Source organism: Bradyrhizobium sp. cf659, from assembly GCF_900113725.1.
In the GTDB taxonomy this organism is placed as follows: domain Bacteria; phylum Pseudomonadota; class Alphaproteobacteria; order Rhizobiales; family Xanthobacteraceae; genus Bradyrhizobium.
This window is the reverse complement of sequence record NZ_FOQJ01000002.1, coordinates 338,036-360,688: the sequence shown is the minus strand read 5'-3', so window position 1 is coordinate 360,688 and position 22,653 is coordinate 338,036. Positions and strand designations below refer to the sequence as shown.

Annotated in this window: 21 protein-coding genes; 5 read left to right on the top strand and 16 right to left on the bottom strand. The window is 64.7% G+C overall.

The features are described from left to right. Positions 1-26: 26 nt before the first annotated feature. From BM118_RS10780 to BM118_RS10745, 8 genes are all read right to left on the bottom strand, one after another. Positions 27-542: a hypothetical protein gene (locus BM118_RS10780; RefSeq protein WP_092185023.1), complete on the bottom strand. Its 516-nt coding sequence runs from the start codon at positions 540-542 to the stop codon at positions 27-29. A gap of 474 nt (positions 543-1,016) precedes the next feature. Then, positions 1,017-1,622 carry a DUF1989 domain-containing protein gene (locus BM118_RS10775; RefSeq protein ID WP_092185021.1) on the bottom strand — a complete coding sequence of 202 codons (606 nt, stop codon included), beginning with the start codon at positions 1,620-1,622 and terminating at the stop codon, positions 1,017-1,019. 11 nt (positions 1,623-1,633) lie between these two features. Continuing rightward, positions 1,634-2,602 carry an arginase family protein gene (locus BM118_RS10770; protein ID WP_092185019.1) on the bottom strand — a complete coding sequence of 323 codons (969 nt, stop codon included), beginning with the start codon at positions 2,600-2,602 and terminating at the stop codon, positions 1,634-1,636. A gap of 4 nt (positions 2,603-2,606) precedes the next feature. Next, a complete protein-coding gene (locus BM118_RS10765) occupies positions 2,607-3,419 on the bottom strand; it encodes an amino acid ABC transporter ATP-binding protein (RefSeq protein ID WP_092185016.1) in 813 nt (270 codons plus the stop codon). Further along, entirely contained in the window at positions 3,416-4,138 is a 723-nt protein-coding gene (locus BM118_RS10760) for an amino acid ABC transporter permease (RefSeq protein ID WP_092185014.1), read from the bottom strand. Before BM118_RS10760 ends, BM118_RS10765 begins: the two co-directional genes overlap by 4 nt. Positions 4,139-4,142: 4 nt before the next feature. Further along, positions 4,143-4,802: an amino acid ABC transporter permease gene (locus BM118_RS10755; RefSeq protein WP_092185012.1), complete on the bottom strand. Its 660-nt coding sequence runs from the start codon at positions 4,800-4,802 to the stop codon at positions 4,143-4,145. 68 nt (positions 4,803-4,870) lie between these two features. Further along, positions 4,871-5,728, bottom strand: a complete 858-nt coding sequence (locus BM118_RS10750; RefSeq protein WP_092185010.1) for a transporter substrate-binding domain-containing protein — start codon at positions 5,726-5,728, stop codon at positions 4,871-4,873. Between the two features lie 44 nt (positions 5,729-5,772). Continuing rightward, positions 5,773-6,738 carry an agmatinase gene (locus tag BM118_RS10745; RefSeq protein WP_092185008.1) on the bottom strand — a complete coding sequence of 322 codons (966 nt, stop codon included), beginning with the start codon at positions 6,736-6,738 and terminating at the stop codon, positions 5,773-5,775. A gap of 158 nt (positions 6,739-6,896) precedes the next feature. Here BM118_RS10745 and BM118_RS10740 point away from each other — a divergent pair, with 158 nt between their 5' ends. After that, entirely contained in the window at positions 6,897-7,811 is a 915-nt protein-coding gene (locus BM118_RS10740; protein ID WP_092185006.1) for a LysR family transcriptional regulator, read from the top strand. Between the two features lie 51 nt (positions 7,812-7,862). Here the strand turns inward: BM118_RS10740 and BM118_RS10735 are convergent, their stop codons facing one another. The 6 genes from BM118_RS10735 to BM118_RS10710 are packed head-to-tail and all read right to left on the bottom strand — an operon-like array spanning position 7,863 to position 15,601. Beyond that, positions 7,863-9,731, bottom strand: coding sequence for an ABC transporter ATP-binding protein (locus tag BM118_RS10735; protein ID WP_092185004.1), 1,869 nt, complete (start codon positions 9,729-9,731; stop codon positions 7,863-7,865). 9 nt (positions 9,732-9,740) lie between these two features. Then, a complete protein-coding gene (locus BM118_RS10730) occupies positions 9,741-10,667 on the bottom strand; it encodes a 2-hydroxyacid dehydrogenase (RefSeq protein WP_092185002.1) in 927 nt (308 codons plus the stop codon). A gap of 13 nt (positions 10,668-10,680) precedes the next feature. Then, the gene (locus tag BM118_RS10725; protein ID WP_092185000.1) at positions 10,681-12,009 is read right to left on the bottom strand and encodes an NAD(P)/FAD-dependent oxidoreductase; all 1,329 of its coding nucleotides are present in this window, start codon (positions 12,007-12,009) and stop codon (positions 10,681-10,683) included. Between the two features lie 43 nt (positions 12,010-12,052). Then, positions 12,053-12,928: an ABC transporter permease gene (locus BM118_RS10720; RefSeq protein WP_092184998.1), complete on the bottom strand. Its 876-nt coding sequence runs from the start codon at positions 12,926-12,928 to the stop codon at positions 12,053-12,055. Between the two features lie 3 nt (positions 12,929-12,931). After that, positions 12,932-13,882 (bottom strand): ABC transporter permease, encoded by a 951-nt coding sequence (locus BM118_RS10715; protein ID WP_092184995.1) that lies wholly within the window; start codon positions 13,880-13,882, stop codon positions 12,932-12,934. A gap of 27 nt (positions 13,883-13,909) precedes the next feature. Next, complete coding sequence (locus BM118_RS10710) at positions 13,910-15,601, bottom strand: peptide ABC transporter substrate-binding protein (RefSeq protein WP_092184993.1); 1,692 nt, start codon at positions 15,599-15,601, stop codon at positions 13,910-13,912. Between the two features lie 219 nt (positions 15,602-15,820). Between BM118_RS10710 and BM118_RS10705 the strand changes: the two genes are divergently transcribed. Together BM118_RS10705 and BM118_RS10700 are read left to right on the top strand one after the other, a co-directional pair. Continuing rightward, entirely contained in the window at positions 15,821-16,453 is a 633-nt protein-coding gene (locus tag BM118_RS10705) for a cupin domain-containing protein (RefSeq protein WP_092184991.1), read from the top strand. A 165-nt stretch (positions 16,454-16,618) separates the two neighbouring features. After that, the gene (locus tag BM118_RS10700; protein ID WP_092184989.1) at positions 16,619-18,496 is read left to right on the top strand and encodes an ATP-binding protein; all 1,878 of its coding nucleotides are present in this window, start codon (positions 16,619-16,621) and stop codon (positions 18,494-18,496) included. 133 nt (positions 18,497-18,629) lie between these two features. Here the strand turns inward: BM118_RS10700 and BM118_RS10695 are convergent, their stop codons facing one another. Then, the gene (locus tag BM118_RS10695) at positions 18,630-19,811 is read right to left on the bottom strand and encodes an MBL fold metallo-hydrolase (protein WP_092184986.1); all 1,182 of its coding nucleotides are present in this window, start codon (positions 19,809-19,811) and stop codon (positions 18,630-18,632) included. Positions 19,812-20,129: 318 nt separating this feature from the next. On the opposite strand from BM118_RS10695, the gene BM118_RS10690 reads away from it, so the two are divergent. Continuing rightward, a complete protein-coding gene (locus BM118_RS10690; RefSeq protein ID WP_092184984.1) occupies positions 20,130-20,891 on the top strand; it encodes an IS5 family transposase in 762 nt (253 codons plus the stop codon). On the opposite strand, the gene BM118_RS10685 is transcribed toward BM118_RS10690, so the two are convergent. Continuing rightward, positions 20,888-21,913 (bottom strand): AraC family transcriptional regulator, encoded by a 1,026-nt coding sequence (locus BM118_RS10685; RefSeq protein ID WP_092184982.1) that lies wholly within the window; start codon positions 21,911-21,913, stop codon positions 20,888-20,890. The genes BM118_RS10690 and BM118_RS10685 overlap by 4 nt on opposite strands. A gap of 187 nt (positions 21,914-22,100) precedes the next feature. Here BM118_RS10685 and BM118_RS10680 point away from each other — a divergent pair, with 187 nt between their 5' ends. Then, a complete protein-coding gene (locus tag BM118_RS10680; protein WP_092184980.1) occupies positions 22,101-22,550 on the top strand; it encodes a cupin domain-containing protein in 450 nt (149 codons plus the stop codon). The last annotated feature ends 103 nt before the right edge of the window (positions 22,551-22,653 follow it).

The following is a 22,653-nucleotide window of genomic DNA, read 5'->3' as shown; positions in this document are numbered from 1 at the left end:
GACGTTTTTCCGTGAGCACAGGTCTTTCATTGCTTGTCCATGCGCGCTTCGTAGTTGCGGGCCATCGTGCCCGCCGCAACCTGAAGCGAAGAACCGACCACCCAACAGCCGGCAACAAAGGCGATCAGGCCATTGGCGGGGTTTTGATCAAGGACAAGGATGCTGACGGACAGGGCCGCGGCAATCGCGGCGCCGAACGTTCCGGCCGCACTCATGATCTCAGCCGGCTCGAAACCGTTCCACTCTTCCGAGATGCTCGAAATCGACTTCCGTGCGACACTGCTGGACAGATCAATTCCGACATAATAGCTGAGAGCTCCGTAGAGCATCGTTATCAGCACGATCCAGCCGCTTTCAAACAGTCCGCCTTTCTCACGCAACAGGGTCGCCCCCACATAGAGGCCGCAAGAGGCCCCAACGGCTGCGAGCCCAATTCTTTCAAGAAGATGGGCCGACCTGATCAGACTGGAACGAGCGATCCGAAGATTGCCGGCGCCCCTTGTTAGGGAAAATGCGCTGGAAACTGCATTGCTTATCTTCATTGGGGTCTCCTTAGGTAAGTAGCGGCCTACCGGCCGCCCCCGAATAGAGGCTGCCTGGTGGGCCCGCTTTGCGATTCCCTTGATTCCAATTTCTGAAAAATCTGTGCTGAGTGATGGGGCTGGCTTGCTCGTGAGCAAGACGAGAGCCAATCCAAAGCTGCGAGCACGCGGCTGCGCAGGTATTGCATCTCACCCGTGTCTGTCAGTTAGCTCCGGGTGCGGCAATTTCTTACGGGATTGGTAGCTCGAGAAGAGAGTGAGGGAATATGAGATCGTTCACATTCCGCAGTTCTCTGTCGCTCGATCCGGTCACAATTTCCGGAGGTCGGGTCTGCATCGTCGCATACCAGTGAGCGCGCGAGCGGGAGCCGAAAGGCGCGGTCAGCCAGCAAGCTGCCGGGCGTTTCGCCGACATCCGATCTATCCACTCTTGCCGTGTTTCATGCACGTCAATTCGTGAGGCGCAGCGTCATATTAAGCGGCCATCAGCCGGATATGCGCTTCTGTCGGCTTGCGCCCGGCGCCATTGATCGGCGTGACATCCTGCGGGCAGGCCGAGAAGACGACGTAACAATCCCGGACAGCTCGCAGCACCACATAGTCCCCAGGCCTGCTGACGGGCTCACCCTGCGTCAGGCTGAGGTCGCCGTTGACCGGAATGTTCATGAACAGATTCAGCGGCTGCGGCACATGGCTCGTCTTCAGGCCGATTTCATCCAAGGCCTCGACCATGTTGTCGGCGCAGTTGCGATGGTAGTGCGTGCAACCCAGATGCTCATAGCGCCAGCGGTCGCATGCCGCCATCAGGGTGTCGTGGATGCCGGGTGATGTGTCCTGCTCCAGCACCAGGAGCGGCTCACGCCTGTTGGTGAAGAGCGTCTGGCCGGCGGCGGGCATCAACCGGCCGTTCTCGACCCTTGTATGCTCCATCGACATGTGGTGTCCGAGATCCTCAATGCAGAACGCCCAGGTGTCCACGACCTGAGAGCCATGGGTGTTGATGACCTGAACGGCCTGCCCCCTGCGCAGCCGAACGGCCTTGCCGCGCGTGGCCGGAATGACGTCGAGTGTTCCATGCATGGTGCCCTCCTTCAAGCGGCGCGGCGGGCACTGCGGCGCGCGCCCCAGCGCGGCTGGGCGCAGATGTGGCCGAGGAATTCGATGACGGTCAGCGCGCCGAGATAGGCAGTGACGCCGGTGCCGACATCGAGCGGCGGGTTGACCTCGACGAAGTCGAAGCCTGCGATGTCGAGCCTCTCGGCGATCGCCTTCAGGCTGTCGCGCAGTTCGACATAGCTCATTCCGTTGGGCTCGGCGGAGACGCAGCCCGGAACCAGCGACATGTCCATGGCGTCCACGTCGATGCTGACATAGACGCGGGAATTGGCCGGCAGCAGAGCGGCGATCCCCTCCGGGCCGATCCGCCTGAATTCGCCCATCGGGATGATCCGGTTGCCACCGGCGATGACATCCTCGACCTGCGCCGGCGAATGACGCAGGCTGCGGATGCCCACTTGCGTCAGGCTGAGCATGTTGTCCATGCCGGCGATATGGCGAAAGGCATGGCTGTTGGTGATGGTCAGATCGTTCTCGAACGGCGCGTAATCGGTATGCGCGTCGAAATGGATGACGTGCAGCTTCTCCTCGAAGGCTCGAAACACAGGATAGGTGATCGAATGATCGCCGCCGAGTACCACGGGAAGCGCCCCGCGATCGAGAATCCCGCGCACCATGGCAGTGATGTTCTCGAAGGTGCGAGGCGCATTGGCCGGATGAATATCGACATCGCCGACGTCGGCGATCAGGCCCTTCGACATTTCCTCGACCAGATATTCGCGCCGGGTCTCCGGATCGTAATAGCCCTTGCCGCTGCCGTAGAAGCGCAGCGAGTGCTCGCGCAGCGCGCGGGGCGCTAGGCGGCTGCCCGGCAGAAACGGCGAGCCCTCATCGAAGGGCACGCCGAGCACGGCAATGGCCGCATCCAGCGTGGACACATCCTCGCATATCCGCGAGCGCAGGAAGGACGGGATCCCGACATAGGGTCGGTTGATGCGAGACATGGCATTACTCCGTGGGGTTGGCTGCTGTCCTGGTCATGCGATGGTCCGGCCGCACCAGGTCGAAAAAGTTGCGCAGGCGCGGCTCTTTCGGCGCGGCCATGATGTCACGCGCCGGCCCCTCCTCCAGGATTCGGCCATGGTCCATGAACGCAATGCGGTCGGCGAGGCTCGCCGCGAAGCCGATTTCGTGCGTGACGACCAGCATGGTCATGCCGATGTCGGCGAGCGAGCGCAGCACCGTGAGCACCTCGCCCACCAGCTCCGGATCGAGCGCCGAGGTCGGCTCGTCGAACAACATCAAGGCCGGATCCATGGCCAGGGCGCGGGCGATGGCGACCCGCTGCTTCTGCCCTCCCGAGAGCGCGTGCGGATGGCGGTCCATCCGGTCTGCAAGACCGAGCCGCGTCAGCAACTCCGAACCGCGCCGCGTCGCCTCGGGCCGCGAGCGGCCGAGCACCACGGTCTGCGGCCGCACCACGTTTTCGAGTGCCGTCATGTGCGGCCAGAGATGGAATTGCTGGAAGACGATGCCGACTTGCGGGCGCAGGGCGTCGATCTGCCGGCGGCTCTGGCGGCGCACCACGCCGCCCGACATCAATTCGCGCCCCAATGGCTTGCCCGCCACCTCGATGAAGCCATCGTCAGGCTGCTCGAGCCAGGTCAGGCAGCGCAACAGGGTGCTCTTGCCGCACCCGCTCGGACCGATCAGCGCAACGATCTGGCCGGCATGCACATCAAGATACACCTGATCGAGCGCCGTGACGCCGTGAAAGCGCTTGGTCAGCGCCGAAACGCGGAGGACGGGCGCACTACTCATCGCGTCCTCCCGGCAACCAGCGAGAGATAACGGTCGGCGATCCGGTTGCGGCTGACGGCCTCGGCCTGCACGGCTCCAACCCTGCGTTCCAGCCGCCTGGATGCTTCGGCGATGACGACCGCGATCAGCCAGTAGATCGACGCAACTGCTGCGAAAACCTCGAAGGGAGCGAAGGTGTTTCCCTGCACCACGAGGCTCTGGTAGGTGAGCTCCGGCACCGTGATGGAGGAAAGGACGGCCGACTCCTTCATCATGGTCAGCGTCATATTGGTGGACGGCGGAACCAGGGTGCGCAGGATCTGCGGCGCCACCACATGCCACATCGCATTCATCGGCGACATGCCGATGGCGCGCGCGCTTTCGAACTGGCCACGCGGCAATGCGAGAATCGCGGCACGCACGATCTCGGCATAATAGGCGCTGGCAAACAGCGCGAGTGCTGCGGTCCCGACCAAGGTTGCGGGCAGCCGGATGCCCCAAAACGGCAATCCGTAGTAGACGACGAAGAGAATGATGATGAAGGGAATGTTGCGCAGGGTTTCGACATAGAAACCGGCGACGAGTCCCGGCAGCCAACCCGGCACGAGCGCGATCAAGGCAACCGCAATCCCCGCGGCATAGCCCATCACGAGCGCCGCAACCGAGACCTGGAGCGTCAGCCAGGCACCTTGCAGGAGCAGCGGCCAGTAGTCGACCAGGACGGCGGGATCGAAATGCATCGCTCTAGGCCCGCGCCGCAGCGAAGCGACTCTCCGCCACCCTGCCGGATAGGCTGATGACGAGATTGATGACGAGGAACACGAGCGCCGAGCCGATCATGGTCTCGAACGGCCGATAGCTGGCGCTGGCGATCTGCTGCGCCGTGCGCAGCACGTCGACGACGGTGATGACCGACAGAAGCGCAGTGCCTTTCACCACGATCGTCGCCTCGTTGATCAGCACCGGCACGATGCGCCGGAACAGTTGGGGCAGCACTACCTTGAGCCAGATGGCATGCGGCGGGAGCCCGAGCGCCGTCGAAGCCTCGATTTGACCAGTATCGATGGTGGCGAGACCGCCGCGCATGCTCTCGCTGACGAATACCATGCTGTTGAAGGCGATGGCCGAAACGCCAGCGACCTCCGGCGAGAGGTCGAGACCGACCGCAGGAAGCACGTAAAAGGCGATGAAGATCTGGATCAGGAGCGGCGTGCCGCGCACGAAGCTGATGACGACGGCGATGCAGGCGTTGACGGCGGCGATCTTCAGCGAGCGGACGATGGTCAACGCGGTGCCGAGCGCAAGCGCGAGCAGCATGATGATGACGGCCAGCCGGATGTTCACGGCCGCCGCACCGATCAGACGGGGCAGGATCGACAGCAGGTAGTCGAGCTTGAAGCCCATGACCCGGGCCTTTCATGTCGGAAGATGCCTGGTCTCGCCGTTACCCCTTGGTCGCCACGTCGAGCGGCTTACATTGCACCGGGCGGCAGGTAGCCTTGATCCGGGATCGTCATTTCGAAACCGAACCATTTCTTCTGGAGGGCTGCGAGGCGGCCGTCGTCACGCATCTTGCGGATCACCGCCGAAACGGCGTCGCGCAGATCCTTGTCGTCGGGCCGCGTCACCCAGGCAAGATAGGGGAAGCCGCCTTCCTGGGGCGTCGGCGCCAGCAGCTCGAAGACGTCCGGCTTGTCCTTGACCAGCGCGGCGAGGCTCGGCAGCGACTGGATCACGGCGTCGACCTCGCCGCTGGCGAGCGCCACGTAACTCTCGGGAAAAGCGGTGAAGAGCTTCAGCTCCTTGAAGCCCGTTCCGCCCGTGGCCTTCAGCTTGGCATCGAGCGCACGCGCGACCGGTTCGGTCGACGACGCAAGCTGGGTTGCGACCACCTTGCCGTTGAGATCCTCCACCTTGGTGAGCTTGTCGCCCTTGCGCTTCATGGCATAGGGCACGCCGTCGGCGATCGGCATGGTGTAGGCGTAGCGCTTGGCACGTTCCGCGTTGATGCCGACCGTGGTGGCGACAAAATCAAACTTGCCGGCCAGCACGCCTGGCAAAATGCCCTGCCAGGGCAGGTCGAGCTGGTTCAGCTTCTTGACGCCGAGCTCCTTGACCACTTCGGCCAGAATGTCCGAGCCGTAACCGACGATCTTGCCATCCTTGACGAATTCGAAGGGAGGATAGGCCGCTTCGGTGCCGACTGTCAGCTCGCCGGTCCGCTTGATCTTGTCCAGCGTCGTCTCGGCGCAGGCCTGCTGGCTCGCGACGAGCGCGAGGCAGACGCTGCCGGCCAGAACGCCGAATATCGTGCGAGTGGTCTTCCGCATGGCTGGTCCCTTCGTTGTCGATGTCCGCAAAGGTTGCCGCTGCCTCAGGCAGGCGGCGCGTCGAAATAGTTCGCCCTCACCGCCGCGCCGATCAGGTTCACGATCAGGCGGCCGGCCGTGATGCAGGTGATCATGTTGACGTCGATGGCCGGCGTGATCTCCACGATGTCCATGCCGACCACCCGCCCCTTGCGCACCAGACCGTGGATGAGCTTGCGGACCTGATGGAAGGTGAGCCCGCCCGGCGCCGGGCCCTCGACGGCAGGCATGACGGTCGGATCGAGGCCGTCGGCATCGATCGTGATGTAGTACTGACCGCCCTCCGGAATCCGATCGAGCACCGAATCGATGCCCTTGTCGTGCACCTCGAAGGCCGGAATGATGTTGGAGCCGTAGGCAGCCGCCGCCTCGACCTCTTCGGTCCGTGCACTGCCCGATGAGCGGATACCGATCTGAAAGATCTCGCCGATGTGAGGCATCTCGGAGGCTCGCCGGATCGGGCTCGACAGGCCATCGCGAACGCCGTTCACCTCGTCGCGCCAGTCGATATGGGCATCGACCTGGATCAGCGTGATCGGACCATGGCCCTTGAAGGCGCGCAGGATCGGGATCGGAATGCCGTGGTCGCCGCCAATGGTGATGGGCATGGCGCCTGCGGCAAGGATCTTGCTTACCGCTTGTTCAGCGCGGACGGAATGACTGCGGAGATCGGTCATGTCGGCAGGCACGTTGCCGACATCGACCACTTTCAAGGCACGCCCGCCGTAGATCGGACCACCGACGTCGAAATCGTAGCGCTCCAGGCCGCGACAGATGCGATCGGTGACCGAACGGACAGCATCGGGTGCCCTCGACTGATCGTTGGTGATCGCGGCGGCATGATAGGCGCTGCCAAACGGAATGCCGAGGATGGCAATGTGCGCGTCGAGAGCGTCGAGATCGGTGCAAATTGGCGACCAGAGTAGGCTCTGGTGCTTGAGCGAAGGCGGCACCGTCAGGGGCAGAACCATAGGTCCTCCAGGTCACAGCAGGTTGGTCTTGCCGAACAATTCGGCATCTGGCCGCCACGCGACTGGACCGCGCATCGTCCGGATGTTCAGCAACGGTAACGCGGAGCAGGCATCCCCGGAATGACGTTTCCCGAAACCATGCTTGTAGGAACCGCAACATGAAGCACGTCCCGCCAGTACCCGTTCCGCAGCTCACGGAGAGCGATCTCAGGTTGCTGCGTATCTTTCGCGCCGTCGCCGAGGCCGGCGGCCTAACCGCGGCAGAAGCCCAGCTCGGGATGGAGCGATCGACCATCAGCCGGCATCTACTCGCGTTGGAAACGCGCCTCGGCAGCCGGCTCTGCTTTCGCGGTCCGTCCGGGTTCGAGCTGACCGATTTCGGCCGCAAGGCTCTACAGGCCAGCATCGCGGCCTGTGATGCGCTTGAGATCGTGCATCACGAGCTCAATCTGGCCCGCAACATCCTTTCGGGCGAACTTAAGATCGGCATCGCCGACAATTGCCTGTCCAACCCGCATTGCCGGTTGGCGGACACGGTGGCCCGGTTTCGCGCGGCCGCGCCCAATGTCACCCTGAACGTTGCGATCGGCCTGCCGACTACGCTCGTCGAGGACGTACTGGAGCGACGACTGCATCTCGCCATCAGCGGCCAGCCTGCCGTCAACAGCAAGCTCGAATACGTCTCGCTGTTCGCCGAGGAGTTCAGGCTCTACACGGCGGCCGCCAGGCCGCTTGCGCTCGAGTCCCTGCGCAGTGACGGTGTGGTTCTGGTGACGCGAACAAACGATCGGCGCACGCAAAATCTCGCCCGGCGGCTCCATATCAAGCAGCACGCTATCGCCTTCGGTCTGGAGGCGGTCGCCACGATGCTGGTCGGCGGCGGCTTTGTCGGCTTCCTACCGACACATTATGTGGAGATGCTGAGACCGATCCATCAACTGGAGGAAGTCTCGGGCGCCGAGGCGTTTCGCTACATAACCCAGTTCTCGTTGATCTCGGCCGTCAATCGACCGCTGCCACCGAGTGGCCGACTGCTGAGCAAACTGCTGACCGATCCAGAGAGCGCGACCTGAGCCAGGTCTCGGACACACGCAAATCGCTGCGCGTCTCCTTGCATCTCTTTCTCACGACCAGCTTCCTTCATCCCACACCTGGACGACGTGACCGGGCGAGACCTCGCGATATTGCCGCACTGGCGGCTGGTAGTCTGGCGCGCGCACCGGGCTTCTGATCTCGTCGTTTGCGACCTCGCGCTTCGTGCCGCGGCGCGCGGGGTCGGGCACCGGCACGGCCGCCATCAGCTTCCTGGTGTAGGGATGCTGAGGATTGCCGAACAATGCCGCGCGCGGGCCGATCTCGACGATCTCGCCGAGATACATCACCGCGACGCGATGGCTCATGCGCTCGACCACCGCGATGTCGTGGGAAATGAAGAGATAGGCAAGGCCCATGCTGGCCTGAAGGTCGAGCATCAGATTGACGACCTGCGCTTTCACCGAGACATCGAGCGCGGACACGGCCTCGTCGGCAACGATCAGCTTCGGCCCGAGCGTGAGCGCGCGCGCAATGCAGATGCGCTGGCGCTGGCCGCCTGAGAACTCGTGCGGAAAACGCGCGGCCATGTCGGCGGTCAGGCCGACGCGCACGAGCAGGTCGGCGACCTTGTCGCGCGCCTGCGACGCCGAGGCGAGGCCGTTGGCCAGCAGCGGTGCTGCGATCGACGTCCCCACCGACATGCGCGGGTTGAGGCTCGCGAACGGATCCTGGAACACGATCTGCATCTGCTTGCGACAGTCGCGCAAGGTGCGGCCGTTCATGCCGAGCACGTCCCGGCCGTCGAGCAGAACCGTCCCGCCGTCCGGCTCGACCAGCTTGAGGATGGAGCGACCGGTCGTCGACTTGCCGCAGCCGGACTCGCCGACCAGCGCCAGCGTCTCGCCGGCGTGCAAGGTGAAGGAGACGTTCTCGACCGCGTGGACGCGGCCGGAGACCTTGCCGAACAATCCGGAGCGGATCGGAAAGCGCGTGGTGAGATTGGCGACTTCGAGCAGCGGACGCTCGGCGATCGAGACCGTATCAGGGGTCTCCGTCGGCTCGTCCGAGGTGCCGGTCACCTTGTCGACGATCGGAAAGCGCATCGGCCGCTTGCGTCCGTCCATCGAGCCGAGGCGCGGCACCGCCGCAAGCAGCGCACGGGTGTAGGGATGCGCGGGCGCCGCGAAGATGCGCGAGGTCGCATCAAGCTCCACCGCCTGCCCGCCATACATCACCACGGTGCGGTCCGCGATCTCGGCGACCACCCCCATGTCGTGGGTGATGAAGAGGATCGACATCCCCTCTTCCTGCTGGAGCTCTTTCAACAGCTCCAGGATCTGGGCCTGGATGGTGACGTCGAGCGCGGTGGTCGGCTCGTCGGCGATCAGGAGTTTCGGCTTGCAGGCGAGCGCCATCGCGATCATCACGCGCTGGCGCATGCCGCCGGAGAAGCGATGCGGGTGTTCGTGGAAGCGCGACTTCGCGGCGGGGATGCGGACGCGGTCGAGCAGGCGCACGGTCTCGGCCTCGGCGGCCGCCCGCGACAGGCCGCGATGCTGGATCAGCGCTTCCGCGATCTGGAAGCCGATGGTGAGCACCGGGTTGAGGCTCGTCATCGGCTCCTGGAAGATCATGGCAACGTCGTTGCCGCGGATATCCTTCATGCTCGCTTCGGGCAGCGCGAGGAGATCGCGGCCGGTGAGCGTGACACGCCCCTCGATGCGGCCGCTCTCCTTCGGAACGAGCCGCATGATCGACAGCGCGGTGACGCTCTTGCCCGAACCGGATTCGCCGACGATCGCCACGGTTTCGCGCGGCGCGACGTCGAACGACACGTTGCGGACCACGGGGATCCATTGCCGCTCGCGCATGAAGGACGTGGTGAGGCCCGCGACCGACAGCACGGGCGCCTGTGCCTCGGCGATCACTTGGTCAGGTTTGCTTGCGCCGATGCTCATGCGAGTGTCCTAGTAGCCGCGCGAACGATCGACGAGCCCCGGCAGATCCTCGCCGCGGCGGTGACGTGCGATGACGTCGAGCACATAGTCGACGGCCGTATCAGGCGTGGTCATGCTGGCATTGTGCGGCGTCAGCAGGATGCGCGGATGGCTCCAGAATGGATGGCCCGCCGGCAGCGGCTCGGGATCGGTGACGTCGAGGACAGCGCCCGAGAGCACGCCGCTGTCGAGAGCCGCGAGGACATCGGCCTCGACGAGATGCGGGCCACGCCCGACATTGACCAGGGAGGCGCCGCGCGGCAGGCGCGCGAGCAGGTCCGCGTTCAGAATGCCGCGGGTCTCCTCGGTCAGAGGCAGCAGGCAGACGAGAATGTCGGTCTGCGCGAGGAAATCGGGCAAAGTGTCGATGCCCGCATAACAGGTGACGCCCTCGATCTCGCGCGGCGAGCGGTTCCAGCCGAGACGCGGAAAGCCGAACGCCTCGAGGCGTTCGAGCACGGCCTGGCCGAGCTGGCCGAGCCCCATCACGCCGACACGCCGCCGCTTCGCTGGCGTGATCCGGATCTCGCGCCAGACCTGTTGCTTCTGCTGGCTTATGAAGTGCAGGAGATCGCGATGCAGGGCGAGCACGGCCATGGTGACGTATTCCACCATGGTCTCGGCAATACCGGGCTCCAGCATGCGCACCAGCGGGATCTGCGGTGGAAGTTTGGTGGCGTCGAACTGATCGACGCCGGCGCCGACCGAGAAGACCAGCTCGAGGTTTGGAAAGGTCGCCGCGATGTCATCAGGCGGCACCCACGCCACGAGATAGCGCACCTCGGCGGGATCGCCGATGTCGGGCCAGAGCCGGAACGGCAGATGCGGCGCGCGCTCCGCGAAGAAGCGCGCCCACTCCGCACCGCGCACCATGTTGGCCTTGTAGAGAACCGTCATGCGGCCAAGGCCCTCAGAACGGACTGACCGGCGCGAGCCGGCGGCCGTCGATCATGCGCTTGTGGCTGTAGGCCGCCGGATCGACCAGCGGCGTCGAGCCGGTCACGATGTCGGCGGCGAGCTTGCCGGCCGCGGGGCCGATGCCAAAGCCGTGGCCGGAGAAGCCGGTGGCGAGGAAGAAGCCCGGCAGCGCATCGACCGGCGAGATCACCGGGATCGTATCGGGCGTGCAGTCGATCGTGCCGCCCCAGGCTTCCGCGATCTCGATGTCCTTCAATTCGGGGTTGGACTTGATCAGCGACGCAAGCGCCGCATTGACCAGCGACATGTCGGGCGCGGGATCGCGCACGCGCTCGGTTTCGAACGGCGACGGCTTGTCGAAGCTCCAGCTGGTGCCGCGCATGAGCTGGTCGAAGAACGACTTGCCGAACGACATTTTCAGTCCGTTGCGGCGATGCAGATAGGTCGGCCAGAAGGTGCGGGCATAGCGGAACAGATCGGGCGACAGCTCGACCGTGCCGCGATTGCGCAGCGCCAGCGTGAACCCGCCGTCGAGGCGGCGGCGGATGCAGAAGAAGTCGGTGCCGAGCGCACCCGACGTGATCTCCGGCCCCGGCGTGGTCCGGCAGGCAGTGGCGTTGACGAGACCGATCGGCAGCTCGATGCCGTGACGGCGGCAGAACAGCGACGACCAGGCGCCGCCCGACAGCAGCACGGATTGCGTGCGGATGGTGCCCTTCTCGGTGACGACGGCGCTGACCCGCCCGCCGGTCGTCTCCAGCCCGCGCGCGGCGCAGCCCTGATGGATGGTGACGCCGTGCTTTCGCGCGGCGGTCGCGAGCGCAGGCACCGCCATCGACGGCTCGGCGCGTCCGTCGCTCGGCGTGTGCAGGCCGCCGACCCATTTGTCGGAATTGCCGGGCAGACGCTCGGCGACCTCGGCCGGCGTCAGGACGGTGGAGTGAACCTGCTGCTCGCGCGCGATCGCGGCCCAGCGCTCCCAGCCGGCGAGCTCGTCCTTGCTCTTGGTCAGGAACAGCACGCCGGTGCGGCGGAAGCCGGCATCGACGCCGGCGTCGCTCTGCATGTCCTCCCACAGCCGCAGCGCCTCACGCGCCAGTGGAATCTCCTCACGCGCGCGGCCCTGCTGGCGGCACCAGCCCCAATTGCGGCTCGACTGCTCGCCACCGACATGCCCCTTCTCGACGAGGGCGACGGAAAGCCCCTTCTTCGCCAGATGATAGGCTGCGGACACACCGATCACGCCGCCGCCGATGACGACGACATCCACCTGCGCCGGCAGGCGTTCGTCGCTGTTTATACGGTTGAGCGGCGGGGACATGGGGCACTCCTGGTATTCAGTTCGATCGAAGCTCGTCGGCTCGTCATGGGATGTTCATCCTGGGATCGAGCGCGTCGCGCAGGCCGTCGCCGAGGAAGTTGAAGCTCGTCACCGCGAGCGTGATGGCAAGGCCCGGTGCAATCGCGAGCCACGGCGCGCTGGTGAGATAGATCTGCGCGTTGTTGAGCATGTTGCCCCAGCTCGCGGCCGGCGGCTGGATGCCGTAGCCGAGATAGCTGACATAGGATTCGAGCAGGATCGCCTTGGCGACGTTCAGCGTCGCCGCGACCACGATCGGCGCGATCGCGTTGGGCACGAGCTCGCGGAACATGATCCGCAGGTTCGACGAGCCGAAGGCCAGCGCCGCCACCGCGAATTCGCGCTCGCGCAGCGAACGCACCTGGGCCTCGACGACACGGGCGACCGCCATCCAGGCCGTCGCCGCGATCAGCACGGTGGTGGTGACGAGGCCGGGCTCGGTGAGCGCGGCCAGTGCGAGCAGAAGGAAGATGGTCGGAAAGCACAGCACGGCGTCGACGAGCCGCATCAGGACCGCACCGACCACCCCGCCATAGAAGCCGGCGAAGGCGCCGACGGCGATGCCGACCGCCATCGCGATCACCATCGCGACGATGCCGATCGAGAGCGACACCCGTCCGCCCATCATCAGCCGCGCCAGCACGTCGCGGCCGAGCTCATCCGTGCCGAGGATGTGCGCGCCCGAGAACGGCGGCGCGAACCGCTTCATGATGTCGATATAGGTGTCGTCGAACGGGAGGAGATATGGACCCAGTGCCGAACCGAGGACGAGGACGAGAATGATCACGGCGCCTGCAAGCGCGAGCCGGTGCCGGCGAAAGCGCCGCCAGGCGGCCTGGCCGGGCGCGAGCTGGTCGGTGGAGAGAACCGCGCTCGTCATCGCCTAGCCCACCCGGATGCGCGGATCGACGACGGCATAGAAGATGTCGGCGAGCAGCGAGCCGATCAGCACCATGGTCGCCGAGAACATCAGGATGCCCATCACCACGGGATAGTCGCGATAGCCGATGGAATCGAGGAACAGGCGCCCCATGCCGGGCCAGGTGAACACGGTCTCGGCGACCAGCGCGCCGCCGAGCAGCGTCGGAAACTGGAGGCCGGCCACCGTGATCATCGGAAGCAGCGCATTACGAAGCGCGTGCACGGTGAGGATCCGCCATTCCGGCATGCCCTTGGCGCGCGCGGTGCGGATGTAATCCTGGTTGATGACCTCGAGCATCGAGGAGCGCATGAAGCGGCCCCACATCGCGGTCTCGACCAGCGCCAGCACCAGGGCCGGCGCGATCAGATGATGCAGCAGGTCGAGGAAGGAGCCGTCGCCGACGGTCTCGCGATTGCCGGCCGGCAGCCAGCCGAGCTTCACCGAGAAGATGTAGATGGTGACGAGGCCGAACCAGAAGGTCGGGATCGACAGCGCGATCATGGCGCCGACGGTTGCCAGCGTATCGAACAGCGAGTAGCGGCGCAGCGCGCCGAGCACGCCGATCCAGCAGCCGAGCAGGACCGCGATGATGGTCGCCGTCGCCATCAGCTCCAAGGTGGCGCCGAGATGCGACGAGATCACGGACAGCACCGCCTCGCCGTCGCGATAGGAGCGGCCCCAATCGCCCTTGAGCATGCGACCGAACCAGTCGAGATACTGGATCGGCAACGGCCGATCGAGGCCGAGCTGCTTGGTGACGCGGTCGAGATCCTCCTGCGTCATCTGCGCGGAGGCGGCAAACTGCGAGAGCGGACCGCCCGGCGCCAGATGCAGGACGGCGAAGCCGATCGCCGAGACGATCACAAGCAGCATGATCGCCTGCGCCAGGCGATTGGCGACGTAACGGGCCATCTCAGGCGATCCAGCGAGCCGGATACATCAGGCCCAGTACCATTCGCGCATGTTCCAGCTGTTGATCGACATGTTGATGTTGGGACGGAAGCCTTGCAGCCCCTCCTTCACGCCCTCGGCGATGAAGCTCTGGAACAGCGGCAGGATGGCGAGGTCGTTGCGGATGAGCTTTTGCAGCTCGCCATAGGTCGCCTTGCGCTGCGCCAGATCGAATTGCTGGGCGCCTTGAGAAAGCAGCCGGTCGGCCTCCGCGTTCTGATATTGATAAGTGTTGTAGCCGCGGCCGCCCTTGGCGGGAATTGCACCGGAGCCGAAGCGCGGCGTCACGTCGGGGTCGCTGCCCAGCATGAAGTTCACGCCGACGATCACCGAATTGAACTTCGATTGCTGCCAGAAGTCGCCCCAGATCACAGCCGCCGGCATGTTGTTGACGCGCATCGACGCACCGATGGCCCGCCAGTCCTGGATCAGGAGCTGCTGGCACTGCTCGCGCACGGCGCTGCCCGCCGTCGTCGAGTTGGTGAATTCGAGCTTGACGCCGCCCTTCTCGCGAATGCCGCTGGAGCCGCGGACCCAGCCCGCAGCGTCGAGCAGCGCGTTGGCCTTGGCGGGATCGTATTTATGCTGCGGCAGCCCTTGCTGGAACGACCAGGCCTGCTGCGGCACGAAGCTCTCGGTCTGCGTCGGCAGGCCGTAATAGAGCGCATCGATGATCGCCTGCTTGTTGATGCCGAGATAGAGCGCCTCGCGCACGGCGCGGTCGGCGAAGGGACCGAATTCCAGGTTGGGCGCGATATGCTCCACCGAGGAGGTCGAGGAGACGAAGATCTTGCGGCCCTTCAGCGTCTTCGCTTCCTGCACGAAGTTCGGCAGGATGCCCGCGAGGCCCGTATAGTCGACCTGGCCGGTGCGGAACTGCGTGTAGAGCACGGTGAGGTCGGGAATGTATTTGAAGACCACGCGTTCGACGTACGGCCCCTTGCCGTGATAGCCGGTGTGGGCATTCAACTGGATATGATCGCCGGGCACGCGCTCGCCCCAGCGGAACGGGCCGGTCCCGACCGGCGCATTGTGGAACGGCGAGGCGTTCGGATCGGACACCTTCTCCAGGATGTGCTTGGGCACGATGAAGGTGAACGACGCCAGGATCGACATATAGGGCGAATAGGGCGCTTCCATCCGCCAATGGATCTCGTCGGGCGCCACGACGGTGATGTCCTTGACGAGGCTATGGCCGACCCGGCTGCGCGCGCGGAAACCGGGATTGTTGATCAGCTCGATGGAGAATTTGACGTCCTCCGCCGTGAACGGCGTGCCGTCGTGCCACTTCACGTCGCTGCGCAGCTTGATCTTCCAGGTCAACCCGTCGGCCGACAGGCCGCCATTCTCGAGGGTCGGGACTTCGCGGGCGAGGTCGGGAACGAAATTCCCGTCGGGATCGATGTACCAGAGCGGCGAAAACACCTGCCAGCAGATGCCCTGATCGACCTCGATGTTTGGCATCAGCGGATGGAAGACGGTCGGCTCCTGCGACAGCGCCGCGATCACCTGCCCGCGCGGCTTGTCCGGCGGATTGGTCGGGCGCTCGCTCTGCGCGAAGGCGTTGCCTGCAAGACTCCATCCCGCCGCGGCGCCGGCCCCGAGCTGGAAGAATTGACGGCGATTCGGGATGCCCAGATGCACTGCCCCAACGCCGAACTTGCCGGTGTCGCTTGCCATGACCCACTCTCCGTTGTCGCACACGGCACCGTCTCCCGCGCCCCCAGACCCCGGCAAAGGGACAGGAGTGGGCTTTAGTGCTTCTAAATTTTTCGATCAAAAGTTCATCATGACTAAATACAGCTGTCAATGACATTGCTAGGATGCGCGACCTTTTCACTCCGACTGAAGCTTCGGACCGATGCGGTCCAAGGCTGAGATGATGCATGGGAGAGCGACATGGATGGTCGCGGCGATACCAACGGCCCGAAGGACGCTCCAACGATCGAGGCCGACGATGCCGTCGACCAGCGCCTCGGTGAAACCGTCCGGCTGCTGCGCCAGCGCGCCGGCCTCTCGATCCAGGACGTCGCCAACAAGACCGGCCTGTCCAACGGCATGATCAGCCAGCTCGAACGCGCGCGCGCCATGCCCTCGATCCGCACGCTGCGCCTGCTCAGCATCGCGCTCGACGTCCCGATCTCCTATTTCTTCGAGACCACCGATCCCGGCGACGTGCAGCGCTACATCGTGCGCAAGACCAGCCGTCGCCTGCTGCGCCTCACCGCCAGCGGCGTCGTCAAGGAAGCCCTCACCCCCGATGGCGAGGGCCAGCTCGAACTCTACGAGCTCACGCTCAATCCCGGCGCCTCGTCGGGCACCGATTTCCTCCAGCACACCGGCGAGAAGGCCGGCTACATCCTGTCCGGCAGCCTGCGGCTGTGGCTCGACAACCAGGCCCATGTGCTCGAGGCCGGCGACAGTTTTCGTTTCCCGAGCATCGTGCCGCACATGTTCGACAACCCGACCCAGCAGGTGGCGCGCGTGATCTGGGTGACGACGCTGCGCCAGACCGATTCGCCTTCGGGTTGACGCGCGAGGCAGGCCGGGCCCCGCTTCCGCGGACCGCCGGCCGCCCGGCGCCACCTGAAATTGCCCCTCGACGGAAACGCACGGAGTCTGTAGCTCACATGAAGCCGGCCCCCTCGACAGGGCGGGGCCGGGACGGTCCGCGGCTGGCGTCTTTGGTGTGAGACCATGAAACTCAGGGGGCTTGTGACATTTGCGATGGCCGCCCAGGTCGTCGTGACCGCCGCACTCCTTCTCGCCTCCTATGCCGTGACCGGCACCGCCGGCCCGCGGGGGTTCGGCATGGCCCAGCTCATCGCCCTGACGGCGAGCGGCGGCGTTGCGGTGCTGCTTGCGCATCTCTGCACGCGCGCGATCGAGACGTCGCAGGCCAAGCGGGCCGCCGCGCAACTGGCCGATCGGGCGAAGGCCATCGCCGAGGGCGCACAGATGGCGCAAGCCGTCATCAAGACCGCGCTCGACGCCTTCATTCAGACCGATGAACGCGGCATCGTCCTGGAGTGGAGCTTTCAGGCCGAAGCCCTGACCGGCTGGTCGCGGCAGGAGGCCATCGGCGCCGACGTCGTCGACCTCCTCGTCGCCGAGCCGCTCCGCGCCGGCTTCAGGCAGCGCATGATGCGGCTGTTGCCCGAACTGTCGGATACGCCGATCGGCATTCGCTTCGAAGTGAGCCTGCTGCACAGGAACGGCGATGCGATCCTGATCGAGGCGTCGAGCACGGCACTCCTGCTCGGCGGGCGCACCATCATCAACAATTTCGTCAAGGACATCACCCAGAAGCGCGCTGCCGAGGAGCAGCTGATCCAGGCCCAGAAGATGGAGGCGGTCGGCCAGCTCACCGGCGGCATCGCGCACGAATTCAACAACATGCTCACCGTGATCACCGGCACGATCGAGATCCTTGCCGACGCCGTGAAGGACAATCCGCCGCTTGCGACCATCACCAAGCTGATCAGCGAAGCCGCCGATCGCGGCGCCGCGCTGACCTCGAGCCTGCTGTCCTTTGCAAGGAAGCAGGCGCTGCAGCCGACGGAGATCGACGTCAACGAGCTGCTCGAAGAGCTCGCGAAACTGCTGCTGGCGACGTTCGACAAGAAGATCGAGATCACGACGAAGCTCGATGGCAAGGTCTGGCTCGCCTTCGCCGACCGCGGCCAGTTGAGCTCGGCGCTGCTCAATCTTGCCATCAACGCCCGTGACGCGATGCTGGACGGCGGCAGGCTGACGCTGACGACGCGCAACGTGGTGTTCGGCGTGCGCGAGGCCCTGGCAGTCGGCGCCGGCTATGCCGGCGACTATGTCGAGATCGAGATTGCCGACACCGGCACGGGCATTCCGCAGGCCATCCTGGAGCGGATCTTCGATCCCTTCTTCTCGACCAAGGAGGTCGGCAAGGGCACCGGGCTCGGGCTCAGCATGGTATTCGGCTTCGCCAAGCAGTCCGGCGGCGGCATCAAGGTCGCATCCCAAGAAGGAAGCGGCACGGTCTTCACGATCTACCTGCCGAAGGCGGAGGCCAGCACCCTTCGCCCGGCCGGCTTTGACGATCGCAAGGTCGTGGGCGGGCGGGAAACCATCCTTTGCGTCGAGGACGACCACGACGTCCGCCACTACGTCACGGTCCAGCTCGAGAGCCTCGGCTACAAGGTCATCCCTGCCGCCAATGCGACCGAAGCCCTCGCCATTTCGGCCGAAGGCACCCCGTTCGATCTGCTCTTCACCGACATCGTGATGACCGGCGGCATGAACGGACGAGAGCTCGCCGAGCAGATGGTCGCCGCGCGGCCGTCCTTGCGGGTCCTGTTCACCTCCGGCTACGCCTACGATTCCCTGCATGCGCAGGGACGCGCCACGATGGGCGCGCCGCTTCTGAGAAAGCCCTATCGCAAGGCCGAGCTCGCGCGCATGCTGCGCCGCTCTCTCGACACCGCCGTCGATGCCGTGGGCGACCCGATCCCGACGCCCTACTCGGTGCAGGCCGATGTCGAGGGTTTTCTGCGCAGGCAGGCGGCTGAAGACGACGGCACGACGCGGTCGCGAAAGTAGGTCTCTCGCGCTAGGCGCGTACTCGTAAATCTTCGTCGATGTCCGGTTCGCCCCGACACCGACCGCCCTTGTGCAACCGCAGGAAATGTCGCGATGGGCCAGAAGCGGACATTCACGCACAGCGAGGCTCCGCTCACGCCTCGAAAACCAAGCGAGTTCCGGTATATGCGCGAAGGACTTTCGCCGGCATCGCAGCACGCGCGATTTCGTAGAAGGGTTCGCCCGTACAATGCAACGGAACCACGTAAGTCGGATCGATTTCCTGGAGCGCCTTGACCGTTTCTCGAACGTAGTCCTCTGGATACGGCGCGAGATGAAAGCCCCCGATCACCGCATGAATTTTCTCCACGCCGGAGGCGGCTTGAACTTGCTTGATCGCATTGACCACGCCGCGATGGCTACACGACGTCAGAACGATGAGCCCGCGCCCCTTCAGATTGAAGGCGGTGGCGATTTCGTGCTGAAATTGATCTGGCACAATAGCCGCACTGCGTTCCGCCTCGCTGAGGCGCTCGGGGTAACAGCCGACGCCTCGGTCGAAGCCAATGGTCATTGCGCTCGGTGACAGCACCTTCTCAAAGCTCCTCTGGCTGATTTGCCCCGTAGTCAAGCCGTGATCGGCAACGAGGGCAGGCCTCTCGGTGGAGGTTACGACCACGTCGGCCTCCTCGAGCGCTTTGCGATCAATTACGCCGAAGTTGCCGCGCACCGGAGGCGCAGTCCACTGACGCGCACAAAAACATCCTTCGCCGCCGACAAACAATGGCAGTTTGCGCTTTAGCTTGCCGCTGTGCGCCTGCAGGAAACCGACGAGACCGCCAAAGTGATCCTGGTGCCCGTGGCTGAGCACAAGTGCATCGATCGCTGCAGGATCAATGCCAAGCAGGCCGGTATTGTTGCGAAGTGCTTCCGGCGTGAACCCGAAATCGACCAGGATATTCCGCGTCTCGTTGCCGCGTCGTGACTCGACCTGCATCGCAAGGCCGAATTCGCTGACCAACGTTCTGCCCGGCGGCTTGTCGCTGAGACCCCAGCCAAAATGCTGGATATCGAGATTGGGCAGCTTCCTGCTCGGAGCGACAGCGAACTGATAGCTATCGGTCACGATCCGAACCGCGATGCGGTCAAGCTCAGGCGCCGATCCGGTGACGGCCTCGGCTCTAGCCGGTTTCGAGCCAGCAAGGAGCGTGGCAAGTATCACACTCAGGATGCCGGCGCCTCCGCCGCAGACAAATTGCCGACGCCCAACCTCATCGCAGAAAAACTGCCGTCGAGAAGGGCGCAAAGATGACGGTGAGCTATGTTCGACTGCCATTGCTACCTCCCATTCCTGCCAACAAACGTGGGCCACAAACAGAAGGCGCGGGACCGCTCAGATCTTCATCCGGAGGGTCGGGCGTCCTAGGTTAGATACAATTCTACCAACTTGCTGTTACGTCAAGTAATCCCGGCATGAGCTTTGACCAGTCGCAGCGCGGCAGGTCCGAGTTGGGTCATTTTCGACGGATTCATCAGGGATTGTCGGCAGGTTGAGGTCCGCTTCTGCCCGTAAGCGCCGAACCGGGGCCGAGCCAGAAGCGTTGCGTTTGGCCGGACTCCCGTGATTCAAAGTCCCAAACTGGGGGCTCGAATCATGCGCTACGAACTCGCCGACTATGAATGGACTGCCATAAGGCCGATGCTGCCGAACAAGCCGCGTGGCGTTCCTCGGGTGAACGACCGACGTGTCCTCAATGGCATCTTCTGGGTCCTCCGATCAGGAGCACCCTGGCGTGATCTGCCGACGGCGTTTGGCCCATACACCACTTGCTACAACCGGTTCGTCCGCTGGCGGCGGGCTGGTGTCTGGGGCCGCATCATAGACGCACTTGCCGCTGCCCATGATGCCGCGGTCCAGATGATCGACACCTCGATTGTTCGCGTGCATCAGCACGGGGCCTGTATCACAAGGAACCAGCGCCAATCGATGGGAAGGTCACGCGGTGGCCTGACGAGCAAAATACACGCGGTGGTCGATAGCAATGGCTTACCGGTATGGCTTGCGTTGAGCCCCGGCGAGGCGCACGACGTTCGACTTGCCGAAAAATTGCTTTCTCGCCTGAGGTCCGGGTCAATGCTGCTCGCCGACCGTGGCTATGACGCCGACTGGATAAGAGCGCTTGCCATGAAAAAGGGCGCGTGGGCCAACATCCCGCCGAAAAGCAACCGCAGCGATCCGATCTGCTTCAGTCCGTATCTCTGTCGCGCTCGCAGCCGGGTCGAGCGGTTCTTCAACAGGATCAAACAATGTCGTCGGGTGGCGACGCGCTATGACAGGCTTGCTGCCAACTACCTTGCCTTCGTTCAACTCGCGTCAATCGGGCTATGGCTGCGCCTTAATGAGTCCGCATCCTAGCTCATCCTTCGCCGCAGCGTTGCCGACGGCGTCTCGCCAAATTTTTCACGGTAGGCGCCGGCCATGCGGCCGAGATGCGTGAAGCCGAGATCGAAGGCGATCGCGGTGATGGAGGCATCGGGCGGGGCCTGCGCGAGCCGGGCGTGCAGGCCAGCGAGGCGCATGTCGAGCAGCATCTCCGAGATCGACACGCCGAAATGACGGCGGAAGCCGAGCTGGAGCGCGCGGATGCCGATCCCGGCGGCGCAGGCGAGCTGCACAAGGTCGAGCGGCTCGCCGGCATTGTCCGCAAGACGGTCGCGCGCCACGCGGAGCGCACGCGGCAGACGCTCGGCTTGCCCCGAGAACGTCCTGATCGCATCCGACAGGCCATGACGCTGGCCATTGAGGAGGTGGTCGAGCAGCGCCTCCCGCCAGTCGGCCGTCGCGACCGGTGAAAGCCTGCCGGCGGGACCAAGACGTTCGGCGAGCGTCATCAGCCCGGCAAGGCTGGTCCGCAAGGCCTGCCCGGACGGCGCGTCCAGGTCGATCACAGGATCGAACTCGACCGTGCCCGCCACCCTCCCCGACAAAGCCGCGGCGCGCTGCTCGACCATGCGGCGGTCGAGCAACAGGATCACCTGGGCGCAGTCGCTCCACATCATCCGGGTCGGGATCGTCGGCGACAGCAGCGACGCCGTCCGGTCCGGCACGGCATCGAATTCGCCGGCGCCGGCACGAATCCGGGCGGCGCCCGTGAGCGGGACCTGCACCAGGAAGAAGCGCTCGAGGCAGCCGGGATCGATGCTGACCGATCCGCCATAGGCAACGTAGTTGACGGAAAAGCCGTCGAACGCCGCGCAATTGTGCCGGGCGGAGAAGCCGGCCGCCCGCGCCTGCGCCGGCTTGAGATCGTGCGGACAGAAGATGCGTCCGATCTGCTCGGCCGCCTCGTCGACATCGTCGGTGGCGACGCGGGCGAAGTCCGCAAGCCGTTCTGCTGCGGACGCACTTGCGTTCATTTCCAGCACGGCTGCGGACATCGTCGACCACGCTTCGCGTCACGGAATTGCTTTAAGCCTATAATAGTTCCCCGGGCGCGGAAAGGGCCGCGTCGCAAAATCGTCGTGCTGCATGGCAAAAGCTCCGTCCGGATTCGTTTAGCGGATAGACAGGCAGCCGGTCGCTGGCCGAAGCTCCATCCTCGCCGGAATCCATGAGGAGCGAGCCATGACTGCACTCGAAAAGGGCATAACCGCTGTCGGCACTGGCTATGGCGGCAAGAGCTGGAACATCCTTGGCCAGGTCTATTTCCCCAAGGCCGTCACCGACTCCACCTTCGCGTTCGAAACCAACAGCGATCCCGGCCAGTTCGTGCCGGTGCACATCCATCCGACCCAGGACGAGTTCATCCTGGTGCAGGAAGGCACGCTCGATCTCAAGCTCGACGGCCAATGGGTGAAGGCCCATGCCGGTGATCTCGTGCGCATGCCGCGCGGCATTCCGCACGGCTATTTCAACAAATCCGACAAACCGTGCCGCGCGCTGTTCTGGGTCTCGCCGATGCAGAAGCTGGAGGCGCTGTTCAACCAGCTCCACAATCTGACCGACCCTGCCGAAGTCGTGCGCATCTCGGCGCTGCACGAGGTCGACTTCCTGCCGCCCGAGGCCAACGACTAGGCGGCCGCCTCACCGTCCGATTTCACCTGCTTGCAGGTCCGCCGGCCGCGCATCGCGGCCGAGCGTGGCCGCCTGCGCGCGAAACAACCTGATTGCGAGAAAT

Excerpts from the sequence above, each read along its gene's own strand:
- BM118_RS10780 (WP_092185023.1), bottom strand. The coding sequence starts at position 542 with ATGAAGATAAGCAATGCAGTTTCCAGCGCATTTTCCCTAACAAGGGGC.
- BM118_RS10775 (WP_092185021.1), bottom strand. The coding sequence starts at position 1,622 with ATGCATGGAACACTCGACGTCATTCCGGCCACGCGCGGCAAGGCCGTT.
- BM118_RS10770 (WP_092185019.1), bottom strand. The coding sequence starts at position 2,602 with ATGTCTCGCATCAACCGACCCTATGTCGGGATCCCGTCCTTCCTGCGC.
- BM118_RS10765 (WP_092185016.1), bottom strand. The coding sequence starts at position 3,419 with ATGAGTAGTGCGCCCGTCCTCCGCGTTTCGGCGCTGACCAAGCGCTTT.
- BM118_RS10760 (WP_092185014.1), bottom strand. The coding sequence starts at position 4,138 with ATGCATTTCGATCCCGCCGTCCTGGTCGACTACTGGCCGCTGCTCCTG.
- BM118_RS10755 (WP_092185012.1), bottom strand. The coding sequence starts at position 4,802 with ATGGGCTTCAAGCTCGACTACCTGCTGTCGATCCTGCCCCGTCTGATC.
- BM118_RS10750 (WP_092185010.1), bottom strand. The coding sequence starts at position 5,728 with ATGCGGAAGACCACTCGCACGATATTCGGCGTTCTGGCCGGCAGCGTC.
- BM118_RS10745 (WP_092185008.1), bottom strand. The coding sequence starts at position 6,738 with ATGGTTCTGCCCCTGACGGTGCCGCCTTCGCTCAAGCACCAGAGCCTA.
- BM118_RS10740 (WP_092185006.1), top strand. The coding sequence starts at position 6,897 with ATGAAGCACGTCCCGCCAGTACCCGTTCCGCAGCTCACGGAGAGCGAT.
- BM118_RS10735 (WP_092185004.1), bottom strand. The coding sequence starts at position 9,731 with ATGAGCATCGGCGCAAGCAAACCTGACCAAGTGATCGCCGAGGCACAG.
- BM118_RS10730 (WP_092185002.1), bottom strand. The coding sequence starts at position 10,667 with ATGACGGTTCTCTACAAGGCCAACATGGTGCGCGGTGCGGAGTGGGCG.
- BM118_RS10725 (WP_092185000.1), bottom strand. The coding sequence starts at position 12,009 with ATGTCCCCGCCGCTCAACCGTATAAACAGCGACGAACGCCTGCCGGCG.
- BM118_RS10720 (WP_092184998.1), bottom strand. The coding sequence starts at position 12,928 with ATGACGAGCGCGGTTCTCTCCACCGACCAGCTCGCGCCCGGCCAGGCC.
- BM118_RS10715 (WP_092184995.1), bottom strand. The coding sequence starts at position 13,882 with ATGGCCCGTTACGTCGCCAATCGCCTGGCGCAGGCGATCATGCTGCTT.
- BM118_RS10710 (WP_092184993.1), bottom strand. The coding sequence starts at position 15,601 with ATGGCAAGCGACACCGGCAAGTTCGGCGTTGGGGCAGTGCATCTGGGC.
- BM118_RS10705 (WP_092184991.1), top strand. The coding sequence starts at position 15,821 with ATGGATGGTCGCGGCGATACCAACGGCCCGAAGGACGCTCCAACGATC.
- BM118_RS10700 (WP_092184989.1), top strand. The coding sequence starts at position 16,619 with ATGAAACTCAGGGGGCTTGTGACATTTGCGATGGCCGCCCAGGTCGTC.
- BM118_RS10695 (WP_092184986.1), bottom strand. The coding sequence starts at position 19,811 with ATGGCAGTCGAACATAGCTCACCGTCATCTTTGCGCCCTTCTCGACGG.
- BM118_RS10690 (WP_092184984.1), top strand. The coding sequence starts at position 20,130 with ATGCGCTACGAACTCGCCGACTATGAATGGACTGCCATAAGGCCGATG.
- BM118_RS10685 (WP_092184982.1), bottom strand. The coding sequence starts at position 21,913 with ATGTCCGCAGCCGTGCTGGAAATGAACGCAAGTGCGTCCGCAGCAGAA.
- BM118_RS10680 (WP_092184980.1), top strand. The coding sequence starts at position 22,101 with ATGACTGCACTCGAAAAGGGCATAACCGCTGTCGGCACTGGCTATGGC.